Annotated in this window: 17 protein-coding genes; 3 read left to right on the top strand and 14 right to left on the bottom strand. The window is 40.9% G+C overall.

What is annotated here, in order from left to right:
• Positions 1-15: 15 nt before the first annotated feature.
• Positions 16-1,797: a peptide MFS transporter gene (locus EHW67_RS04290; RefSeq protein WP_126161124.1), complete on the top strand. Its 1,782-nt coding sequence runs from the start codon at positions 16-18 to the stop codon at positions 1,795-1,797.
• On the opposite strand, the gene EHW67_RS04285 is transcribed toward EHW67_RS04290, so the two are convergent.
• From EHW67_RS04285 to surE, 5 genes are all read right to left on the bottom strand, one after another.
• On the bottom strand, positions 1,798-3,855 hold the full coding sequence (locus EHW67_RS04285; protein WP_238389843.1) for a ComEC/Rec2 family competence protein: 2,058 nt from the start codon (positions 3,853-3,855) through the stop codon (positions 1,798-1,800).
• Entirely contained in the window at positions 3,824-4,384 is a 561-nt protein-coding gene (locus tag EHW67_RS04280; RefSeq protein ID WP_126161123.1) for a C40 family peptidase, read from the bottom strand. The genes EHW67_RS04285 and EHW67_RS04280 overlap by 32 nt, the downstream gene beginning before the upstream one ends.
• Positions 4,385-4,571: 187 nt before the next feature.
• Entirely contained in the window at positions 4,572-5,696 is a 1,125-nt protein-coding gene (gene lpxB / locus EHW67_RS04275) for a lipid-A-disaccharide synthase (RefSeq protein ID WP_126161122.1), read from the bottom strand.
• Positions 5,697-5,769: 73 nt separating this feature from the next.
• Positions 5,770-6,051, bottom strand: a complete 282-nt coding sequence (locus EHW67_RS04270) for a hypothetical protein (protein ID WP_126161121.1) — start codon at positions 6,049-6,051, stop codon at positions 5,770-5,772.
• A complete protein-coding gene (gene surE, locus EHW67_RS04265; protein WP_126161120.1) occupies positions 6,044-6,823 on the bottom strand; it encodes a 5'/3'-nucleotidase SurE in 780 nt (259 codons plus the stop codon). The genes EHW67_RS04270 and surE overlap by 8 nt, the downstream gene beginning before the upstream one ends.
• A gap of 356 nt (positions 6,824-7,179) precedes the next feature.
• On the opposite strand from surE, the gene EHW67_RS04260 reads away from it, so the two are divergent.
• Positions 7,180-9,345 carry a carboxy terminal-processing peptidase gene (locus EHW67_RS04260; protein WP_126161119.1) on the top strand — a complete coding sequence of 722 codons (2,166 nt, stop codon included), beginning with the start codon at positions 7,180-7,182 and terminating at the stop codon, positions 9,343-9,345.
• Positions 9,346-9,413: 68 nt separating this feature from the next.
• On the opposite strand, the gene EHW67_RS04255 is transcribed toward EHW67_RS04260, so the two are convergent.
• The 5 genes from EHW67_RS04255 to msrB form a co-directional block, all read right to left on the bottom strand.
• A complete protein-coding gene (locus tag EHW67_RS04255) occupies positions 9,414-9,680 on the bottom strand; it encodes a peptide methionine sulfoxide reductase (RefSeq protein ID WP_126161118.1) in 267 nt (88 codons plus the stop codon).
• A 32-nt stretch (positions 9,681-9,712) separates the two neighbouring features.
• The gene (locus EHW67_RS04250; protein WP_126161117.1) at positions 9,713-11,281 is read right to left on the bottom strand and encodes a protein adenylyltransferase SelO; all 1,569 of its coding nucleotides are present in this window, start codon (positions 11,279-11,281) and stop codon (positions 9,713-9,715) included.
• Between the two features lie 8 nt (positions 11,282-11,289).
• Complete coding sequence (locus EHW67_RS04245) at positions 11,290-11,559, bottom strand: GNAT family N-acetyltransferase (protein ID WP_126161116.1); 270 nt, start codon at positions 11,557-11,559, stop codon at positions 11,290-11,292.
• Positions 11,560-11,840: 281 nt separating this feature from the next.
• Positions 11,841-12,392, bottom strand: a complete 552-nt coding sequence (gene msrA / locus EHW67_RS04240) for a peptide-methionine (S)-S-oxide reductase MsrA (protein WP_126161115.1) — start codon at positions 12,390-12,392, stop codon at positions 11,841-11,843.
• Positions 12,382-12,846, bottom strand: coding sequence for a peptide-methionine (R)-S-oxide reductase MsrB (msrB, locus tag EHW67_RS04235; protein ID WP_126161114.1), 465 nt, complete (start codon positions 12,844-12,846; stop codon positions 12,382-12,384). Before msrB ends, msrA begins: the two co-directional genes overlap by 11 nt.
• 171 nt (positions 12,847-13,017) lie before the next feature.
• Here msrB and EHW67_RS04230 point away from each other — a divergent pair, with 171 nt between their 5' ends.
• The gene (locus EHW67_RS04230; protein ID WP_126161113.1) at positions 13,018-13,830 is read left to right on the top strand and encodes a DNA/RNA non-specific endonuclease; all 813 of its coding nucleotides are present in this window, start codon (positions 13,018-13,020) and stop codon (positions 13,828-13,830) included.
• On the opposite strand, the gene rodA is transcribed toward EHW67_RS04230, so the two are convergent.
• Genes rodA through mreC form a run of 4 tightly spaced genes read right to left on the bottom strand, consistent with a single transcriptional unit; the run spans position 13,827 to position 18,282 of the window.
• Entirely contained in the window at positions 13,827-15,110 is a 1,284-nt protein-coding gene (gene rodA / locus EHW67_RS04225; protein ID WP_126161112.1) for a rod shape-determining protein RodA, read from the bottom strand. The two genes, EHW67_RS04230 and rodA, sit on opposite strands and share 4 nt — an antisense overlap.
• Positions 15,100-16,968: a penicillin-binding protein 2 gene (gene mrdA / locus EHW67_RS04220; protein ID WP_126161111.1), complete on the bottom strand. Its 1,869-nt coding sequence runs from the start codon at positions 16,966-16,968 to the stop codon at positions 15,100-15,102. Before mrdA ends, rodA begins: the two co-directional genes overlap by 11 nt.
• Complete coding sequence (locus tag EHW67_RS04215; protein ID WP_126161110.1) at positions 16,965-17,474, bottom strand: rod shape-determining protein MreD; 510 nt, start codon at positions 17,472-17,474, stop codon at positions 16,965-16,967. The genes mrdA and EHW67_RS04215 overlap by 4 nt, the downstream gene beginning before the upstream one ends.
• A complete protein-coding gene (gene mreC, locus EHW67_RS04210) occupies positions 17,461-18,282 on the bottom strand; it encodes a rod shape-determining protein MreC (protein ID WP_126161109.1) in 822 nt (273 codons plus the stop codon). Before mreC ends, EHW67_RS04215 begins: the two co-directional genes overlap by 14 nt.
• Positions 18,283-18,306: the final 24 nt, after the last annotated feature.

Raw genomic sequence — 18,306 nt, 5'->3', positions numbered from 1 at the left:
AATAAAAATAGAGATATGAATACTGATATTGAGAACCTATTTAAGGATAAGGTCCTTGGTCATCCTGCCGGACTTTTTGTACTTTTCTTTACGGAAATGTGGGAACGATTCTCGTTCTATGGGATGCGTATTCTATTGGTATTGTTTCTAACAGCCCCAATATTGGACGATAATCCAGGTTGGGAATGGCCTAGGGAGCACGCCTTGGCACTTATTGGGACCTATGCCTCCCTATTGTACCTAACACCAATTATTGGTGGGTGGATAGCGGATAAAATTACGGGTTATAGGCTGGCAGTGGTAATAGGGTGTGTAATCATGACCTTGGGTCACGGAGCCATGGCCTTGGAAACCACGGCTTCCTTTTATTTGGGGCTTGCCTTATTGGTTATAGGGACAGGCTTTTTTAAGCCCAATATCACTTCCATAATCTCTGAAATGTATGAGGGTAAGGAATCCAAAAAAGATGGGGCCTATACCATATTCTACATGGGAGTCAATGCTGGGGCATTTTTTGGGATGATGCTCTGTGGGTACTTGGCGGAAAATTACGGATGGTCCTGGGGCTTTGGACTGGCCGGAATATTTATGCTGTTGGGAATGCTTCAGTTTTGGTTAGCAAAGGATCTGTTTGGGGATATAGGAGGAAAGCCCTTGCCAAAGCTGGGAGCGGAATCATTCAACTCTTTGGAGAAAGAGATTCCACAGGAAGAGAAAGATGATGTAGCTGCCAAATTAAACCCCTTTTCACTTTTTGATAAAATTTTAATCGCCCTATCATCGGTTGGGGGACTGTTGTATCTTTTTAACGATCCCTTTGAGAAAATTCAAGGCACTAGCTTGGCACCCTTTTCGGTGGGCAGTGTATCGGGCACCAATGCTATTATATTAGGAGCCTTGGCACTGTTTTTAATTCTATTGGTCACTAGGATTTCACGTTATATTCCGGTAGTAAGGGATAGAATTATAGCCGTATCCATTTTTGGGTTGTTTACGGTTTTCTTTTTTGCGTTTTTCGAGCAATCCTTAGGGTCAATGACCATATTTGCCAGGGATTATACCAACAGAAACCTCGTGGGGCAATCTGCTATGGTCTTTAAGGTTATAGATGCCCTATTAACCACCGTGCCCCTTATCATCATTAGTTGGGTGCTTTTTTTACTGGCCAAAAAGACCTTTAACCGTATAGCGGTTTCCAATATCGTTTTGGCCATCGCCTTTATTGGGCTGTGGGTGCTGGTCATTTTTAGGTTGATGGATAAATTTTCACAAGAGGGAAATCAGGTCGATGCCAGTTGGTTTGCTATTTTGAATTCGTTTTTCATTATTACTTTGGCTCCGCTTTTTTCTAAGTGGTGGGAAAGTAAATACAACCCTAGTGCGGCAATGAAATACGGATTGGGCCTTATCTTGTTGGGACTTGGCTTTGCCGTGTTGTCCTATGGTGCATCTGGAATCCCATCAGGAGCCAAGACCGCATCAATAAGTATGGTTTTCCTAATATTGGCCTATTTGTTACACACCATGGGGGAATTATGTATATCCCCGGTAGGTCTTTCCTATTTAAGTAAATTGGTTCCAGCGCGTATGATCGGCTTTATGTTCGGGGTATGGTACCTGGCCATTGCCATTGGCCAAAAAGCAGCGGGGACCATGGGCGGAATGATCGATAAGATTTCGGAACAGTATTCCATGGGAACATTTTTTCTGATTTTCACCTTGGTTCCTGTGGGGGTAGGGATAATATCTATTGTGCTGAATCCCATATTAAAGAAGCTTATGCACGGGGTTAGATAGTCAGCGCACAAAAAAATCAAAGGCTCCCTTTTCACCGGTATAGTGAAAAGGGATTTTTTTTGCCCTGCAACTGGCTTTCCATCTCTTAATGTAACTCTTGTAATTGCTGCCATCGGCAATAATTGTTTTTGGTTGTACCCAGTCCAACAGCCTGTCCAGATTAATTTTTGGTGAGTGGGTCAGTACCAGGGTGGTGACTTTATAGTTTTTGGGCAAGGTATTATAAACACTATCCATCACTACAATTCGCTCCCCTTCTATGGTATAGCTATTTCTTAAAGGGAGATACTCCAATTCACGGGTGTGCTGTGCAATGGCATAATCGCTGGCAATTCTTTGTGTGGCTGGAGGGTGATTGGTAAATATGGTAAGCTTGGACCCTCTTCTATGTAGCAGTGCCGTATTCCTGCTGAGATGGCCAATGGTCAATGATTCCCTGCTTTTACTGTGATGCTGCTTCGCTAAAATATAGAATTGGAAACAAAGGATGAAACCAAGGAATAACAAGGTTTTTTTATAGCTGGTTTTTATAAGGAGCAGTACCAGGGTTAGGATTATTGCATAACTAAGGAACAGCTGAACCGTATCAAAGGGAATATTCCTAAAAAGAAAGCCTTCTTGCTGGGCCAAGTAGCCAATAGTACTGTTCATTGCCCAGATTACGGAATCATAAAAGGCAACCACTACAGGTGGCAAACTGTTGCTTAAGGCCAAGACAATGACCAATATCCCAAACCCCAAGATAAAAGTTAAAAAAGGTAGTACGATAAGGCTGGAGACAAAAAATAAACCTGGAAATTGGTGAAAATAAAATAGGCTGATGGGGAATACACCCAATTGAGCTGCTAAGCTGACCGATAGTAGTTCCCAGCTTTTTTTTATGATATAATTTTTTGGAGCCCATAATTTTTGCAACAAGGGAAAGATAAGAACTATGGCAAAAACTGCAGCGTAACTCAATTGAAAGCCTACCTGGAAAAGCAACAAGGGGTCTAGTAACAACAATATAAAAAACAGGGACAGGGCAAGTATATTAAAATGGCTTGTGGGTCTGTTTAGGTAAAGGGCATAGGCTACAAAGCTAAACATTGTCACAGCCCTTAAAATAGATGGCGAAAGTCCGGCCAGAATGGCAAAACCCCATAGCAATAAGACAATCACGGCTAGTTTTATAGTTCGTCCCTTGGGGAGAAACTCTAGGGGACTTAATAAAAAATGTAACAATCCCAGGAGGATCCCAATATGTAATCCGGATAAGGCCAAGATATGATACGCTCCTGCATCCTTATAATCGGTATTGGTTGCTGGGCTTATATCGTGCCGCTGTCCTAATAATAAAGCCTGTATAACGCCCAGTTCTTCCTTCCCGAATGCAGCTTTTTTTAGTTTTTTTATAATGTGCTGGCGTAGTTGGGCCGCTACGCCAAAAATGCTCCTTGAGGTATTGGGTGTTATGAAGCTATTGTCAGGGGAAAGATAAAGTTGGTGCTCAATACCCAAGTGGGAGAGGTATTTTTTATAATTAAATTGATGTGGGTTTAGTGGAGCTTTAATAGGGGTTGCGGTTGAGAATACCATCAATTCGTCATCTACCTTAAGTTGCGTGTTGGCAGTGTCAGGGGCCATAGAAAGTAATATCTTTCCCGATACCCGGGCAGTATCTAGAAATTTTACCCTAGCTACAAATCGTTGTGAATATGCGTTGGGTTTTAATATTTCACGGATTTTAATAATGAAACTTTGGTTTTTGCTTTGGAGCAGGTGGGAGTAATGGTGCTCAAAATTCTTGGATTGGGTTAGGGAGAAGCTAAGTTGACCAACACATACGGTAACACAAGCTGCCAATACACCAAAAAGCCAAGAAGGTAGTTTTTGCTGATGCCTAAAGACAATCCCTAATAGCAATAGTGTAAAAAGAGTACTGATAAGGGATATGAATATGGAGAGCTGTAATAGATTTCCTAATAATATTCCAAGTATAAGGCAAAGGCTAAGTTTAACCGTGTTGAATTGTAGCGGATGCATATCAGAGGACCCTGGTAGCCTTGATAAAGGCATAGTTCCAATATCCTTCCCTCAAAGAGGAAACTATTACTCCCCTAGAGGTAGTTGCATGAATAAACTGTATATCATCTCCGTTGACCGATACTACTAGGCCAACATGATTTATTTTCTTTTTGCGACCAGAAGTGCCAAAAAATAAAAGATCGCCTGCACTTACCTTGTTTAGGTCAATATTTTCGCCCTCTGTGGCCATAAGGTATGAGGCCCTGGGAAGTTGAATGTCATGTTCTCCAAAGGATACATAAAGTAAACCGGAACAATCCATCCCTTTTATTGTGGTGCCGCCAAATTTATATTTAACGCCGGAAAAGGTCATGGCCGTATTTATTACCTTTCGTGATATACTTGGTGATGCTACAGTTGTGACACTATTTTCATTAGGCAATTCTCTTGGCGTACCAACCGTAACTTCGGACGGGCCTACCGATATTTTTCTCTGGTTGTGGGCGCTGGATTTTTTCTTGGAAGCGCCGCATCCAACGACCAAAAAAAGCAATAATAAGGAAAGAAATTTGCTGGTCATTAAAAGTATTGTTAGTGCTCTTATATATCAAATTTAAATAATTAATTTAAAATTGAACTTATTTTTAGGAAAACACAGGCTACACTGTACTCTTTTCCTTACTTGTGATTTCTTGATCTTTATATATAAACATTGGAGGAACCTTGTTTATTTTGATAGCAAGATGGCTGGTGATGGCCTTTATTTGTTAATGAGCCTGTTCTGCATTCTTGACTATTAGGGAAGCGGCTTTTTCACTGGCACCCTTGCCACCCAGTTTTTTCTGGAGTTCGTTATAAGCTTGTAGCTGTTTCTCCCTATCTGGTCCCTCTAGAATTTTGCCCAGTTCGTCCACTATGTTCTTGTGGTTTAGGTCGCCCTGAATAAGTTCTTTAACCACCTCTTTGTCCATGATTAGGTTTACAAGGGATATAAACTTAAGGGTAATTATTCTTTTGGCAATCTGATAGGATATCCAGTTGGCCCGGTAACAGACTACCTGTGGTATTTTAAACAATGCGGTTTCCAGGGTAGCGGTACCGCTGGTGACCAAAGCAGCTCGTGATAGGCTCAGGAGATCATAGGTTTTATTGGAGACCAGGCTTACTTGTGAAGATTTTATAAAGGGCTTGTAAAAATCCAGATCCAGACTGGGGGCACCGGCAATGACGAATTGATAGTCCGGAAAAGTCGTGGTGGCAGAAAGCATAAGCTTTAGCATTTTTTCTACCTCTTGTTTTCTACTTCCCGGGAGTAGGGCTATAATGGGCTGGTCGGGATCTAAACCGTTTTCTTTCCGAAAGGTATGGTCGGCCGTTCTTGGGATATCCCCAATGGCATCGATCAACGGGTGGCCTACAAAATTTACGGGGAAATTATGTTTCTTTTCGTAAAACTCCTTTTCAAAGGGAAGAATTACGTGCATGGCGTCTATGTCCCTTTTTATTTTATTGATCCGGCCTTCTCTTGAGGCCCATATTTGGGGAGAAATATAATAGTTGGTTCTAAAGTGATTCTTTTTGGCCCAAGACGCAATTCTAAGGTTGAAGCCGGAATAGTCAATGAATACGATCACATCAGGCTTAAATTTACTAATATCCTGCTTGCAGAAATCTATATTTTTAAAGATCTGGTTAATATTTCCAATCACCTCAAGGAAGCCCATAAAGGCCATTTCCTTATAGTGCTTAACCAAATTGCCACCAGCGGCCTTCATCAGGTCACCTCCCCAACACCGTATGTTGGCCTTGTCGTCTTTCTCTCTAAGGGCTTTAATTAGGTTTGATCCATGAAGGTCGCCCGATGCTTCACCTGCGATGATATAATATTTCATCTATTCTTTGTTGTTTATTTTTAAAGGTGCTCCTTGATTACCTTATAAAGGTTTGCTAGAACTGGTTTTTCACCTAGAACACCTTGTAATACAAAATAACCATTGCGGTCAGGAGGGTGGCAATCATTACACCTCTGGCCCTATAGTCCCTTCGCACCCTGATGAATCCAAAAAAAGCGATTAAATTTAGAATGGCACCAAGTGCCAATAAACTGCCAATATGACCTTGCGCTACGGCCATTTGGTAAGTTTCCACGATACCAAAATCGGAAAAAATTACAATATACAATAGGGTACCTATGGTATTGGCAATAAGGCCAACTAAAAAACCTATGAGTATTTCTTTTTTAATCATATAACTCCCAATTGTTTAAATGTTGTATGGCATGGTGTGCCGTTAAATCAAATTGTGTGGGGACCACCGATACATAATCCTGTGTAAGGGCATATTCATCTGTATCCTCCCCTTTGTCCAATAGTTCAAATTCTCCTGTAAGCCAATAGTATTCCTTGCCGTTGGGGTTGGTTCTTTTGTCAAATTTCTCTTTCCAGTTGGCACGAGCCTGTCTACAGATCTTTATTCCCTTTGGAGACTCGTTTCCGGTTTTGGGGATGTTTACATTTAGTACTACCCCTTTTGGGATCCCATTTTTTAGTGCCTCCCTAACTATTTTTTGAACTGCGGCCTTGCTTACTTCAAAATTGGCGTTCCAAGAATAGTCGCACAGTGAAAAACCAATGGCGGGAATACCTTCAATGCCAGCTTCTATGGCCGCACTCATGGTACCTGAGTAAATTACATTGATAGAAGAGTTGGAACCGTGGTTGATGCCGCTTACACATAGATCGGGCTTTCTGTCCAATAGTTCCTGTAGCCCCAACTTTACACAGTCGGCCGGTGTTCCACTACAGCTGTATTCTTCCTTTGCCCCATTTTCCAAATCCACATTTAGTTTTTTAATATAAAGGGTGTTGTCTATGGTAATGGCGTGTCCCATACCAGACTGTGGACTGTCAGGAGCTACCACTACCACATCCCCAATCTCTTTCATAAACTGTATCAACGCCCGTAGGCCAGGAGCGGTAATGCCATCGTCATTGGTGACAAGGATCAAAGGTTTTGACATGTTGTAATTTTTATGCTGCAAAAATACGTTTTTAAAATCTTAATCGTAACATACAAAAATAGGGGGTGCAGGGTTAGTGTTTGCTGTAAATTTATATGTCTTTATTTGAATTTCAACGGTTTTGGATAGCTGCTTCTCTATGGGGTTAACAAAATATTAATGTGATATATGTATAATATGGCATGATTTTTTCGTTATCTTATGGTGTTCGCCATTATTAAACACTTTTAAATGGCAAAACTTGGATTACACTGCCTGTTTGATTAATTTTAAATGATGGGAAGAATGCATACGAGGAGGATTTGTTTTTTACATAAAATTTACCCCAAGTATGGAAAAACAATAAAACGAAATAGATGAGAAAAAATTTAGCCTACGCATTATTAGTAATGCTTATTGCGGTAGCTTCGTGCAGTTTTACCAACAAGTCTTTTGAAACTGATGACAAGGATAAGTTATTGTTGGACTTAATAACTTATGTACTTGAGCGTGGTCATTATCAGCCAAAGGACATCAATGACGATTTTTCGGTTAATGTTTTTGAAGGGTTTTTGGATATCATAGACCCTACAAAGCGATATTTCTTGGAGAGCGATATCCAAGAATTTGAGAAGTACAAATTTCAGATAGACGATCAGATTAAGAATACGGACATCACCTTTTTTGAGATGGTCCATGACCGTCTGATGAAGAGAATGGAAGACGCCAAAGTTATTTATGATGAGGTGTTGAGCGAACCATTTAATTATTACGTGGAAGAAACTCTGGACATTGATTATAACGAACAGGATTATGTGGATTCCCGTAAGGAGTTAAAGGAACGTTGGAGAAAACAATTAAAGTATGCCACCTTGGGAACCTATGATTCCAAGTTGGATCAGGGTAACATGGAGGATTCGGCTACCACAGAGGATGCCGACCCTTTTAAGGATGACAGTGCCTCCTCTACCAAGCCTTTGACCCCAGAAGAAGCCGAAAAGAAGGCAAGAGAAACTACAAGGAGTACTTTAGATGATTATTTTGATTTTGTAGATGACTTGGAGCGCAAGGATTGGTTTGTGCAGTACTTAAATACAATTGTAGAGGTTTTTGATCCCCATACGTTTTACTTTGCCCCTGATGACAAGGAGAAGTTTGATACTAGTATGTCTGGTAAGTTTGAAGGAATTGGTGCAAGATTGCAGAAGAAAAAGGATCAGATTAAAATAGTAGAAATTATTTCAGGAGGTCCTGTTTGGAGAGATCAACAATTGGAAGTTGGCGATGAAATCCTGAAAGTTGGTCAGGAAGGGGAGCCACCTGTAGACGTAGTAGGTATGCGTTTGGACGATGCCATAAAATTTATAAAGGGGCCAAAAGGTACCGTAGTAAATCTTACCGTTAGAAAGGTAGATGGTTCCTTGAAAGTAATTTCCTTGACTCGGGATGTTGTGGAACTGGAGGAGTCTTATGCCAAATCGGCTGCAATTTTGAAGGAAAATCAAAAATTTGGTATAATAAACCTGCCTAAATTCTACGTGGATTTTGAAGATTATAATGAAAGAAATGCAGCTTCGGATGTGGCCAAAGAAGTAGAAAGATTAAAGCAGGCTGGAGCAGAAGGTCTAATCTTGGATCTTCGTGATAATGGTGGTGGATCTCTAAAAACCGTTGTGGAAATGGCTGGATTGTTTATCAAGGATGGTCCTATAGTACAGGTAAGGTCTACAGACAAAACACCTGAAGTTTACAATGATAAGGACGAGCGTATTCAATGGGAAGGCCCATTGGTGATATTGGTCAATGAATTGTCTGCCTCCGCCTCAGAAATATTGGCCGCAGCGATGCAGGATTACAAAAGAGCTGTAGTTATAGGGAGTAAGCAAACCTTTGGTAAAGGAACCGTACAGAACGTTATTCCCTTGGCAAATATTGTTCGAAGCAATGAACATGGAGATTTAGGAGCTATAAAACTTACTACTCAAAAATTCTATAGAATTAACGGGGGTTCCACTCAGTTGGAAGGGGTTAAGAGTGATGTAGTGGTACCAGATCGCTATAGCTATATAGACCTTGGGGAAAGGGATCAGGAAAACCCATTGGGTTGGGACAAAATATCCCCAGCGGAATATACACCTTGGGATGGCTATATAGATTATGAGGCTACAATAGCCAACAGTACTCAAAGAATGGCCGAAAATAAGCAGATTAAATTAATAGAAGAGAACGCCAAGTATATTAAGGAGGCCCAGGACGAAACGGTAGTTTCCTTGAAATATGATGATTATAAGAAGGGATTGGAAGAGGATAAGAAGAGGGCTAAATACTTTAAGACCATTTCTGATTATGATTCCCATCTAACCTTTGAATCCCTCAAATATGAGAAGGAATTATTTGCCAAAGATTCTATTTTAAGGGAAAAGCGCGATCGCTGGCATAAGGATCTTGCCAAAGATGTGTATATAGAAGAAGCAGTAAATGTATTGCAAGATTTAAAAATGCATAGCATTAAGAATACCAAACTGGCCAGTGTAAAAGGCTAGTTGGAACAATAAAAACAAAAAAAGCCTGCCGATTCGGCAGGCTTTTTTTGTTTTGCAGTGCCCATTGTTTATAGCACGGTCCCTTGGATTATTATGTTTTCAATAAAGTAAGTAACCTTTTGTAGAGGCATCTCACAGGGTTTAAGCGCTCCCTTTCCGTGAATAGTGTAGTAATTAAAGCTAATAAAGTTGTTTCCTCCCAATTCCTGGGCATACACTTTAAAGCTTTTTCCCTTATTAAAATTGGAGCGGGTTAGGCCATAAACCTTATGGTTAAAAATTACCCTGGTGTATCCTACTGGGAGTAGTTGCAATTTCTTTAAGAACGCTTCCATGGTAATATGGTTTTAATATGGTCAAGGGCAATTTATGAACTACAGGATAGCATGGAACACCCTACTTTGTGCCTAGCCCATTCCGGACGCTTTGCATACCATTTTTCTGCCTCTTCTTGTTCTTGGTATGGCTGTTTTAAAAGTTGGTACAGTTCATTGATTAGCCCATAATTTCCCGTATCCGCTTCGTCTATGGCTAGCTGGGCCATATAGTTCCTTAGGACGTATTTAGGGTTTATGCTGTCCATTTTTTCTTGTCTTTGGATGTTGGATAGACTTTCTTTATTTAGACGCAGGGAGTAATCTGTAAACCATTGTTTCCAAGTGTTGAAAAGCTCGCCCTGCACTTCTTCCGGGGCATAAAAGGCATCCGTAATATATGGGGGCAGGCTGGTGCTAATTTTGCTACTCTTTTTAAAGCGCCCCAAATTCCTGAAGAAAATGGTCATATCCGTTTCCGTCATCTCTAGGTTGTCTTCCAATCTGTTCAATAGTTCGGCATCTTCCCCATGGTCTGTAAATAGACCTATTTTCGATTTCATCATGGAAAGATATTTTGTTTGGTAGTTTTCCCGGTATGAGTTTAGGACAGCTTCCAATGGCTTGGCATCTTCAATTAAGGGATATAAGGCATTGGCCAATTGATAAAGGTTCCATAAACCAATATTTATTTGATTTCCATATCTATAACGCTTATACTGTCGGTCAGTGGTGTTTGGGGTCCATCCATGGTCATAGCCCTCTAGCCAGCCGTAAGGGCCATAATCTATAGTAAGGCCTAGGATAGACATATTGTCGGTATTCATAACACCGTGAACAAAGCCTACACGTTGCCAGTGGATGATCATTTCCAAGCTGCGTTCAGAAACTTCTTTAAAAAGCTGTAGATAGCCTTCTTTGGCACCCTCTTTTATATGTGGAAAAAAATGCCTGATGGTATAGTTGGTCAAGGTCTTCAGGGTGGCTACATCCTGCCTCGCGCTTAAAATTTCAAAATTGCCAAAGCGTATAAACGTCGGTGCTACCCTGCAAACCACCGCCCCTTTTTCATAAGCGGGATTACCGTTGTACAATACATCCCTCAATACCTTATCACCAGTTAATGCCAAGGATAGGGCTCTGGTAGTGGGTACGCCCAAATGGTACATGGCCTCACTGCACAGATATTCCCGTATGGAAGAACGTAGAACGGCCAATCCGTCTGCTGTTCTGGAATAGGGCGTTTCGCCAGCACCTTTAAGTTGTAGGGCCCACTGTTTGTCCATGTGGTTAACCTCAAACAAGTTAATGGCCCTGCCATCCCCCAACTGGCCTGCCCAATTTCCAAACTGATGTCCGCCATAACACATGGCGTAGGGGTTGGTATTTGGTAGTACGGAATTGCCACTAAAAATATCAAGAAACTTCTTAGATTCCAAGTCTGCTTGGGAAAGGCCCAAATTGGCACCCATTTCATCTGAGCTGTGTATTAGAGATGGTTTTAAGGGCTGTTTGGGCTTAACAAAGGAATAGCAAGCCCCCATAACCTGACGCCTACTATTTTCCGTGATCGGGTCAGCAGGGAGTTCTTTGTTAAAAGTATCTTTGATGTTCAGATTCATCCTAATATTTATTCAATTATTGAGTTCCACTTATCGCTTCTTCTAGCTACTGTCTTTATATAGGCGCATACTGCAACGGCCGTATAGCCTTCCTCTGTTAATTTGGAGAAGGTTTTTTCTACAAGTTTCTTTCCATGGCCTTTACCCCTTAAATGGGAAGGGACCTCAGAGTAGGTAAGGTACATCTTGCCATTGTCCATTCTGTAGTTTACTTTGGCTGTTTCGCCGTTTATATCCATTGTAAATCTTTGCTTCTCTTTATCGTGTTGTACTTTCAAAATATGGTATTTTAATGTAATGATCTACTTTGCCTGTGTTGCCTTGCTGTATTGGGTAGCTGTATTATAAGTACTGTTAGCGTTTCTTTTGGCTTTGGTACAGTCTTGCGAATGGTATTGTTGCTCTTTTATAATCCCTGCAGGCTGTTGGCTTATTTTGGAATAGAGGTGCAAGTTGCTCCAAAACATCCTGTTGGGAATACCATATGGTTGGTATAAATCAGGACCCTAGGTCCAGCTTAAAATGCTCTGGAACCTTTAAAAAGGCTCCAAGGTTGTAACTATACCTTCGTTTTTTTAAGCTTATCGGCGTGCATCTGGCGAAGCTTGGATAGTTTTGGTGTGATGACAGCACTGCAATAGCCCTGTGATTTATTACTTCTATAGTAGTTTTGATGATGCTCCTCAGCCTCATAGAATTGCCCTAATGGACTTATCTCTGTCACAATGGGTGATTCATAATAAGAGGCAATTTTGGCCAGTACCATCCCTGCAATCTCTTTTTGTTCATCATTGTGGTAATAAATCACTGAACGGTACTGAGTGCCAATATCGGCTCCCTGTTGGTTTAGGGTAGTAGGGTCATGACTTGTCATAAAGATAATCAAAAGGTCTTCATAGGAAATAGTGTTGGCGTCATAGGTAATTTGAACTACTTCGGCATGGCCTGTAAGTCCGGAACAAACCTCTCTATAAGTAGGTTTGCCGGGTGCATTTCCACCACTATAACCAGAAACTACCTGTTCTACCCCTTCCACCTCCTGAAAGACGGCTTCCACGCACCAAAAACAACCACCGCCGACTGTGGCGGTTTCCAATTTTTTATTTTTCATTAGATATACTTTCTTTAATTATTTGCATAGATTCGGAATTGATGCAATAGCGCAGACCGCTGGGTTCAGGGCCGTCGGGAAAGACATGGCCCAAATGGGCATCACAACTGTTGCAAAGCACCTCTACCCTTATCATGCCAAAAGAAGTGTCCCTGTGGTATTTTATCGCATTTTCCTTTATGGGTTGTGTAAAGCTGGGCCAGCCACTTCCGGATTCAAATTTTATGGTGGAATCAAACAAGGGGGTATTGCAACATATGCAGCTATATTTACCAGCTTCATGACTGCTACAAAGTGCCCCGCTGTGAGGTGCCTCCGTTCCTTTTTTTCGCGTAATCCTAAATTGCTCCGGAGTTAATAAAGCGCTCCATTCCTCTTCAGTTTTTTCCACCCGTTTGTCAGGGGTAGGATTTTTAGTGGTGCTGAAATGAATGATATCTTTCCATGTTAACATAGTTGCATTTTCTTTCTTGGTATATATAGTATTTTTTGTTTGGACTAGGGTGCTATCGGTAAACTTGAAACTACCCTTTTTAATAATCCCTACAAACCATAGGTCGGAAAACCGTACCCAAGCTTACAAATGATTGGGTTGTGGAAGGCAGTTTTGCGTTATATTTATAACATGAATAAATATAGGAAAAATAGGCTTATTTATACTACGCTGTTACTGGTTTGTGTGGTGTTATTTTGGGTATTCGATAACTTTTACACCCCTGCAAGCTACTCCTCACCCGCACAGGTGGGGCATAAGACCGATATCCATGAATTTTTATGGCCAACATCCACTACCGGGGAGATTGTTCAACATAATTTTTACGCTTTGTCTTATCATGAAGCCTTTGAACAGGCGGAATGGGTAATTTATATTTTGGAGAAATCTCACTTAACACGTGATGACAGGACGAGGCCATTATTTATTGAAGATCCATGGGTTACTACTAAATCTGCGGATTGGAAAAATTATAGGGGATCGGGTTATAATAGGGGGCACCTATGCCCGGCCGGGGATCGCAGATTTTCCGAGTTTGCCTACAATGAAACTTTTTATACCAGTAATATTAGTCCGCAAAAGCGTGATTTTAACGCCGGAATTTGGAATCGTTTGGAACAAAAAATAAGGTATTGGGCTAAGAAATGGGGTCCGCTGACGGTGGTTACGGCGGGGGTGTTGGAAGAGGGGCTACCTACCATTGGGGAGGAAGAAGTGGCCGTGCCCAAATTTTATTATAAAATTATTGCCAGAGGAGATGGAAAGAATCTAAAACTAATCGCCTTTCTTTTTCCCCATAAAGAGGTTGATGGGAATTTAGAGCAATTTGTAGTTTCCGTGGATGAGGTGGAGGCCCTGACCGGAATCGATTTTTTCCATGCTTTGCCCGATGATTATGAAGATGCCCTTGAGCGGTCAAAAAGTGTTAAGGGTTGGAAATTTTAGGTAAGCTCATTTAATCTGTTGGCATCCAATTTAAGGAAAATAAACAATAGGGCCGAAAAGAACAATAAGCCCGATCCGCCATAGCTGAAAAAGGGCAGTGGTATTCCTATGGTGGGCAGTACTCCGATAACCATTCCAATATTGATAAAGTAGTGCACGAACAAAATAGATATGACCCCATAGCCGTACATGCGGCTAAAGTGGTTCTTTTGGCGTTCGGATAAATGAATTAGTCTTAAAAGCAGCAGGGTAAAAAGAATTACTACGGTAGCTGTGCCAAGAAAACCCCACTCTTCTCCAACCGTTGTAAAAATATAATCGGTATGTTGTTCCGGTACAAAATCCCCTTTGGTACGTGTGCCTTCCAAAAACCCTTTGCCAGAAAAACCACCAGATTCAATGGCCTTTTCGGATTGATAGGTGTTATACCCTATGGTTTTTCTAATCTCTTCCAATTTTTTGGGATCTTTTTCAAGTCTTAGCCAAAGCCCAAAACGGTCCCTATGGCGTTGTTCGAAAACCGAATTAAAGACAAAATTCACGGATAGGGAAAACAATATGATGGCAATATAGATAAGCGAGACCGGAATGATGGGTACCTTAAAGGACGGTTTTTTAAATAATAGAAAGAGGGCCAGCAACAATCCAAGGATTATAGCAACCCAAATGGTTCCAAACTTTAGGGTGAGAATAAATATCAATACAATCATACTGCCTATTCCCAAATAATACAAGGGTAGTCCCTCCCTGAAAATAACGAATATTAAAGCAAAAAAGACCAGTGCGCTTCCAGGGTCGGGCTGGGGAATGATCAAAAATGCGGGGAGCAAAATAATCAAAAGTGCGATCATTTGATCTTTTTGACGTTTTATGTCGGTTTGTATATCACTTAAGTATTTGGCCAGAGCTAGTGCTGTAGCTACTTTGGCAAATTCTGAGGGCTGTAAATTAAAGAAACCCAAATTGTACCATGAAGTGGCCCCGGCGATGGTCTTTCCAAACACAAATAATCCCAATAATAGGACTATGGATATAATATAGAAAAGACTGGAAAAGCGCTCGTAGAAATTCGCTTCCAGGGCTAGGATGATCACAATGGCCACGGCACTGGTTCCTATAAAAAAAAGCTGCTTACCATAAAGGGACGCAAAATCAAATATAGATGTAGCCTCATCGGTAAAGGTGCTGGAATAGATGTTGATCCAACCAATAAAGACCAGGCAGATGTAAAGCAGAACACTAAACCAGTCCAATCGTTTAAGAACACTTTTACCAGACACGCTCGTTTATTTTAAAAGGTTCTCCGCTATAGGGTTTGGCATATTCATCTTCCAAAGTTTTTTCCAGCATTCTTTTTTCCAAATCTGCACGGGTAATTTCCCCTTTTAGGTATTTTTCGATCATCAATGTGGCAATATGACCGGCATAACGAGATCCATAGTATCCATTTTCTATATATACCGCAATGGCAATTTGGGGATTGTCTACCGGGGCAAAGGCCACAAATACGGAATTATCCGTAAGTTGGGTACGTACGCCATTGATCCTGGTAAAATTTTCTACGGTTCCCGTTTTTCCTGCAATCTCAATATCCTTGATCTGTAACCACCTGGCCGTTCCCTTGTGATATACGTTGGCCATTCCTTCTATTACAGGTTCAAAATATTTTTTGTCTATTGAGGTATGCTTGGCTTCTGTGAATTTAGGGATACTGATATCCTCACCCCCTATTTTTTTTATGACATGGGGTGTGAAATAATGTCCTCTGTTGGCAATAGCCGCAGTCATATTGGCCAATTGGATTGGGGTAACCTCTACCTCTCCTTGGCCAATGGAATTGGATATGATGGTGGAAGAGGACCATCTTTTGCTACCGTATATCCTGTTATAGTATTCTTTGTTGGGAATTCTTCCAGGTCTGCCGGTAGGTAAGTCATAGCCCAAATAAGAACCCAGACCAAAACTCTTCATATGTTTTTCCCATACATCCATACCTTCTGCCGAGGTGGGGAATAGGTCGTATATTTTTCTGAATGCCCCTGCAAAATAGGCGTTGCAAGAGAGGTATATGCCCGAATTAAGGTCTCTGTTGCCGCCACCACAATGACAACCTCTTTTTCTTCTTCCTACGTAAAATCCGTTGTAGCACTTAATAGTGGTTTCTGGAGTTACGGCTCCCTCCTGAAGTGCTACTAGGGCATTTAGGGTTTTAAATGGGGATCCGGGCGATTGGGAGGCCAAAATAGACCGGTCAAAGGTGGGTTTGGCAATGGTGTCATAGTGCAATTTACTATAATTCTTGGACCTTTCCCTACCAACCAATAGCGCAGGATCGTAGGTGGGACCGGAAATTAGGGCGAGGATTTCCCCAGAGGCAGGCTCAATGGCTACCACACCACCGTGTTTTCCTACCATTAGTTTTTCCCCGTACTCCTGAAGTGTTTTATCCAGGGTGACGGTAATTTGTTTTCCCTGTTCAGGGAGGGTGTCCAGGGCACCGTCCTTATAAGGGCCTATATCCCTGTTAAAACGGTCCTTTTGAATGTACTTTACCCCTTTGCGTCCCCTTAAGATAGATTCGTATTCCTTTTCTATACCTGTGGTTCCTTTTAACTCTCCTGCGGCATAGGATGGGTTTCTTTCCAAATCCCATTCATTTACCTCACTGATATAGCCCAATACATTGGCTCCACTGTTTGTGTCATAATAGCGCAAGGACCTTTTTTGGATGTAAAAACCTTCAAATCTCCTCATTTTTTCTTGAAGCCTCCCGTAGTCCTCTTTTGAAAGTTGTGGTACCAATACAGAGGGTAATCTAGGGGAGTATATCCTTGCTTTTTTTAATTGGGAAATAAATTTCTCTTTGTCAATCCCTAGAAGTTTACAAAATTCCAGCGTGTCCAATGGCTTTACTTCCCTAGGGATGACCATAACGTCATAGGCAGGTTGATTGGCTACCAAAAGCTTGCCATTTCTGTCGTAGATATAACCTCTCTCCGGATAGTCGTAAACCGCTTTTATGGCCGGATCCTCCAATATTTGGTTAGGGGAAAAACTAAATATCTGTAGATATGACAATCTGCCGATAAAAGTTAATCCAACCAATAATATAATGGACGACAATAGAAGTTTTCTCATTCTTTTTTTACACTAAAAAGTGAACTCAACAATAGGCACAAAATTAATGTGGCCAAGCTAAAAAACATCGTTTTTTTCAAAATTAACAGTGTATTTGCAAAACTGAAAATTTCTACGGTAAAGAATACCAAATGATGTATTGTTATTAATAACGCTAAAAACGTAAATTGTTGTGCGCTAGTGGTATTGGTTAGTTTAAAACTTTGAAATTCGTAGTTTACACCAAAACAAAATCGCATAATGGTGGGCCGTAAATAGGCAATGGTCACCGTAGCGGCAGCATGTAAGGCAAGGGTGTCCGAAAAAAGGTCTACCATAAAGCCCAATAGGAAGCTGCTAAGCAAAAATGCCGGTCTTTTTTTCTTGATCGGGTACCAGTAGAGGAAGAGAATATACACCATAGGGTTGATATATCCAAAAAAATTGAGCTTATTAAAAATAAGTACCTGTACCAATATCAATAGTACAAATCTTATCACATTAATAAAGTAACTATTGCGGATCATTATAGGTTTTGGCTTCTAATTGTTTTATTTCTTCCCTTTGGATGTTGTCAATAACATAAATACTCTTTATAGATGACATGTCGTTAAACAGTTTAATGTCTATGCTATAGGCATTTTGGGTATTTATCAGATCAAAACTTTTAATGGTCCCTATGGGGATATTTTCGGGAAAAATACTGGAGCTTGCCCCAGTGACTACGGTATCGCCAATTTTAACGGGAACCAAACGCTCTATGTCCGTTAGCTGTACAGTGTTGAAATCTTTTTGATTCCAGACCAGTGAACCATAGTGGTTGGTGTTCTTGATCTTGGCGTTTATTCTAGACCGTGTATTGAGTATGCTTTGGACCGTTGCAAAATTTTTGGAAGTGTTTTCTATTATTCCTAGAATGCCATGGTCTGTGATAACACCCATATCGGGTTCAACGCCGTGTTTACTGCCTTTGTTAATGGTGATGTAGTTGCGGGGTAGGCCATAACTGTTCTTGATCACTTGGGAGGCAATGACCTTGTAGTGGATATTAGTGGTGTCAATCGTAATAGTGTCCTTTGTCTTTTGGTTGAATAAAATTGTTCGCAATCTTTTATTTTCTTCCACCAATTTTTTGTTTTCCTCCCCAAGGCCAAAATAGGTGGTAATATTGCTAGTGGTTTTATAGACGTTTCCCGTTAACCAGTTGGAGGAGTTAAAAAATTTAGATTGGTGATAGGAATGGGATTGTATGGTAAGCGCCAATGAAATAGCCAGCAAGACAAGATATAGCAAGAAATTTTTATACCGTAATATAAAGTTGATGATCTGCTGCATTCACTTGTATTGTTTTTAATGGCT

Source organism: Arenibacter aquaticus, assembly GCF_003957295.1.
Classification (GTDB): Bacteria; Bacteroidota; Bacteroidia; order Flavobacteriales; family Flavobacteriaceae; genus Arenibacter; species Arenibacter aquaticus.
The sequence above is the reverse complement of the archived record's forward strand: the minus strand, read 5'-3'. Positions and strand labels throughout refer to the sequence as shown.

Excerpts from the sequence above, each read along its gene's own strand:
- EHW67_RS04290 (WP_126161124.1), top strand. The coding sequence starts at position 16 with ATGAATACTGATATTGAGAACCTATTTAAGGATAAGGTCCTTGGTCAT.
- EHW67_RS04285 (WP_238389843.1), bottom strand. The coding sequence starts at position 3,855 with ATGCCTTTATCAAGGCTACCAGGGTCCTCTGATATGCATCCGCTACAA.
- EHW67_RS04280 (WP_126161123.1), bottom strand. The coding sequence starts at position 4,384 with ATGACCAGCAAATTTCTTTCCTTATTATTGCTTTTTTTGGTCGTTGGA.
- lpxB (WP_126161122.1), bottom strand. The coding sequence starts at position 5,696 with ATGAAATATTATATCATCGCAGGTGAAGCATCGGGCGACCTTCATGGA.
- EHW67_RS04270 (WP_126161121.1), bottom strand. The coding sequence starts at position 6,051 with ATGATTAAAAAAGAAATACTCATAGGTTTTTTAGTTGGCCTTATTGCC.
- surE (WP_126161120.1), bottom strand. The coding sequence starts at position 6,823 with ATGTCAAAACCTTTGATCCTTGTCACCAATGACGATGGCATTACCGCT.
- EHW67_RS04260 (WP_126161119.1), top strand. The coding sequence starts at position 7,180 with ATGAGAAAAAATTTAGCCTACGCATTATTAGTAATGCTTATTGCGGTA.
- EHW67_RS04255 (WP_126161118.1), bottom strand. The coding sequence starts at position 9,680 with ATGGAAGCGTTCTTAAAGAAATTGCAACTACTCCCAGTAGGATACACC.
- EHW67_RS04250 (WP_126161117.1), bottom strand. The coding sequence starts at position 11,281 with ATGAATCTGAACATCAAAGATACTTTTAACAAAGAACTCCCTGCTGAC.
- msrA (WP_126161115.1), bottom strand. The coding sequence starts at position 12,392 with ATGAAAAATAAAAAATTGGAAACCGCCACAGTCGGCGGTGGTTGTTTT.
- msrB (WP_126161114.1), bottom strand. The coding sequence starts at position 12,846 with ATGTTAACATGGAAAGATATCATTCATTTCAGCACCACTAAAAATCCT.
- EHW67_RS04230 (WP_126161113.1), top strand. The coding sequence starts at position 13,018 with ATGAATAAATATAGGAAAAATAGGCTTATTTATACTACGCTGTTACTG.
- mrdA (WP_126161111.1), bottom strand. The coding sequence starts at position 16,968 with ATGAGAAAACTTCTATTGTCGTCCATTATATTATTGGTTGGATTAACT.
- EHW67_RS04215 (WP_126161110.1), bottom strand. The coding sequence starts at position 17,474 with ATGATCCGCAATAGTTACTTTATTAATGTGATAAGATTTGTACTATTG.
- mreC (WP_126161109.1), bottom strand. The coding sequence starts at position 18,282 with ATGCAGCAGATCATCAACTTTATATTACGGTATAAAAATTTCTTGCTA.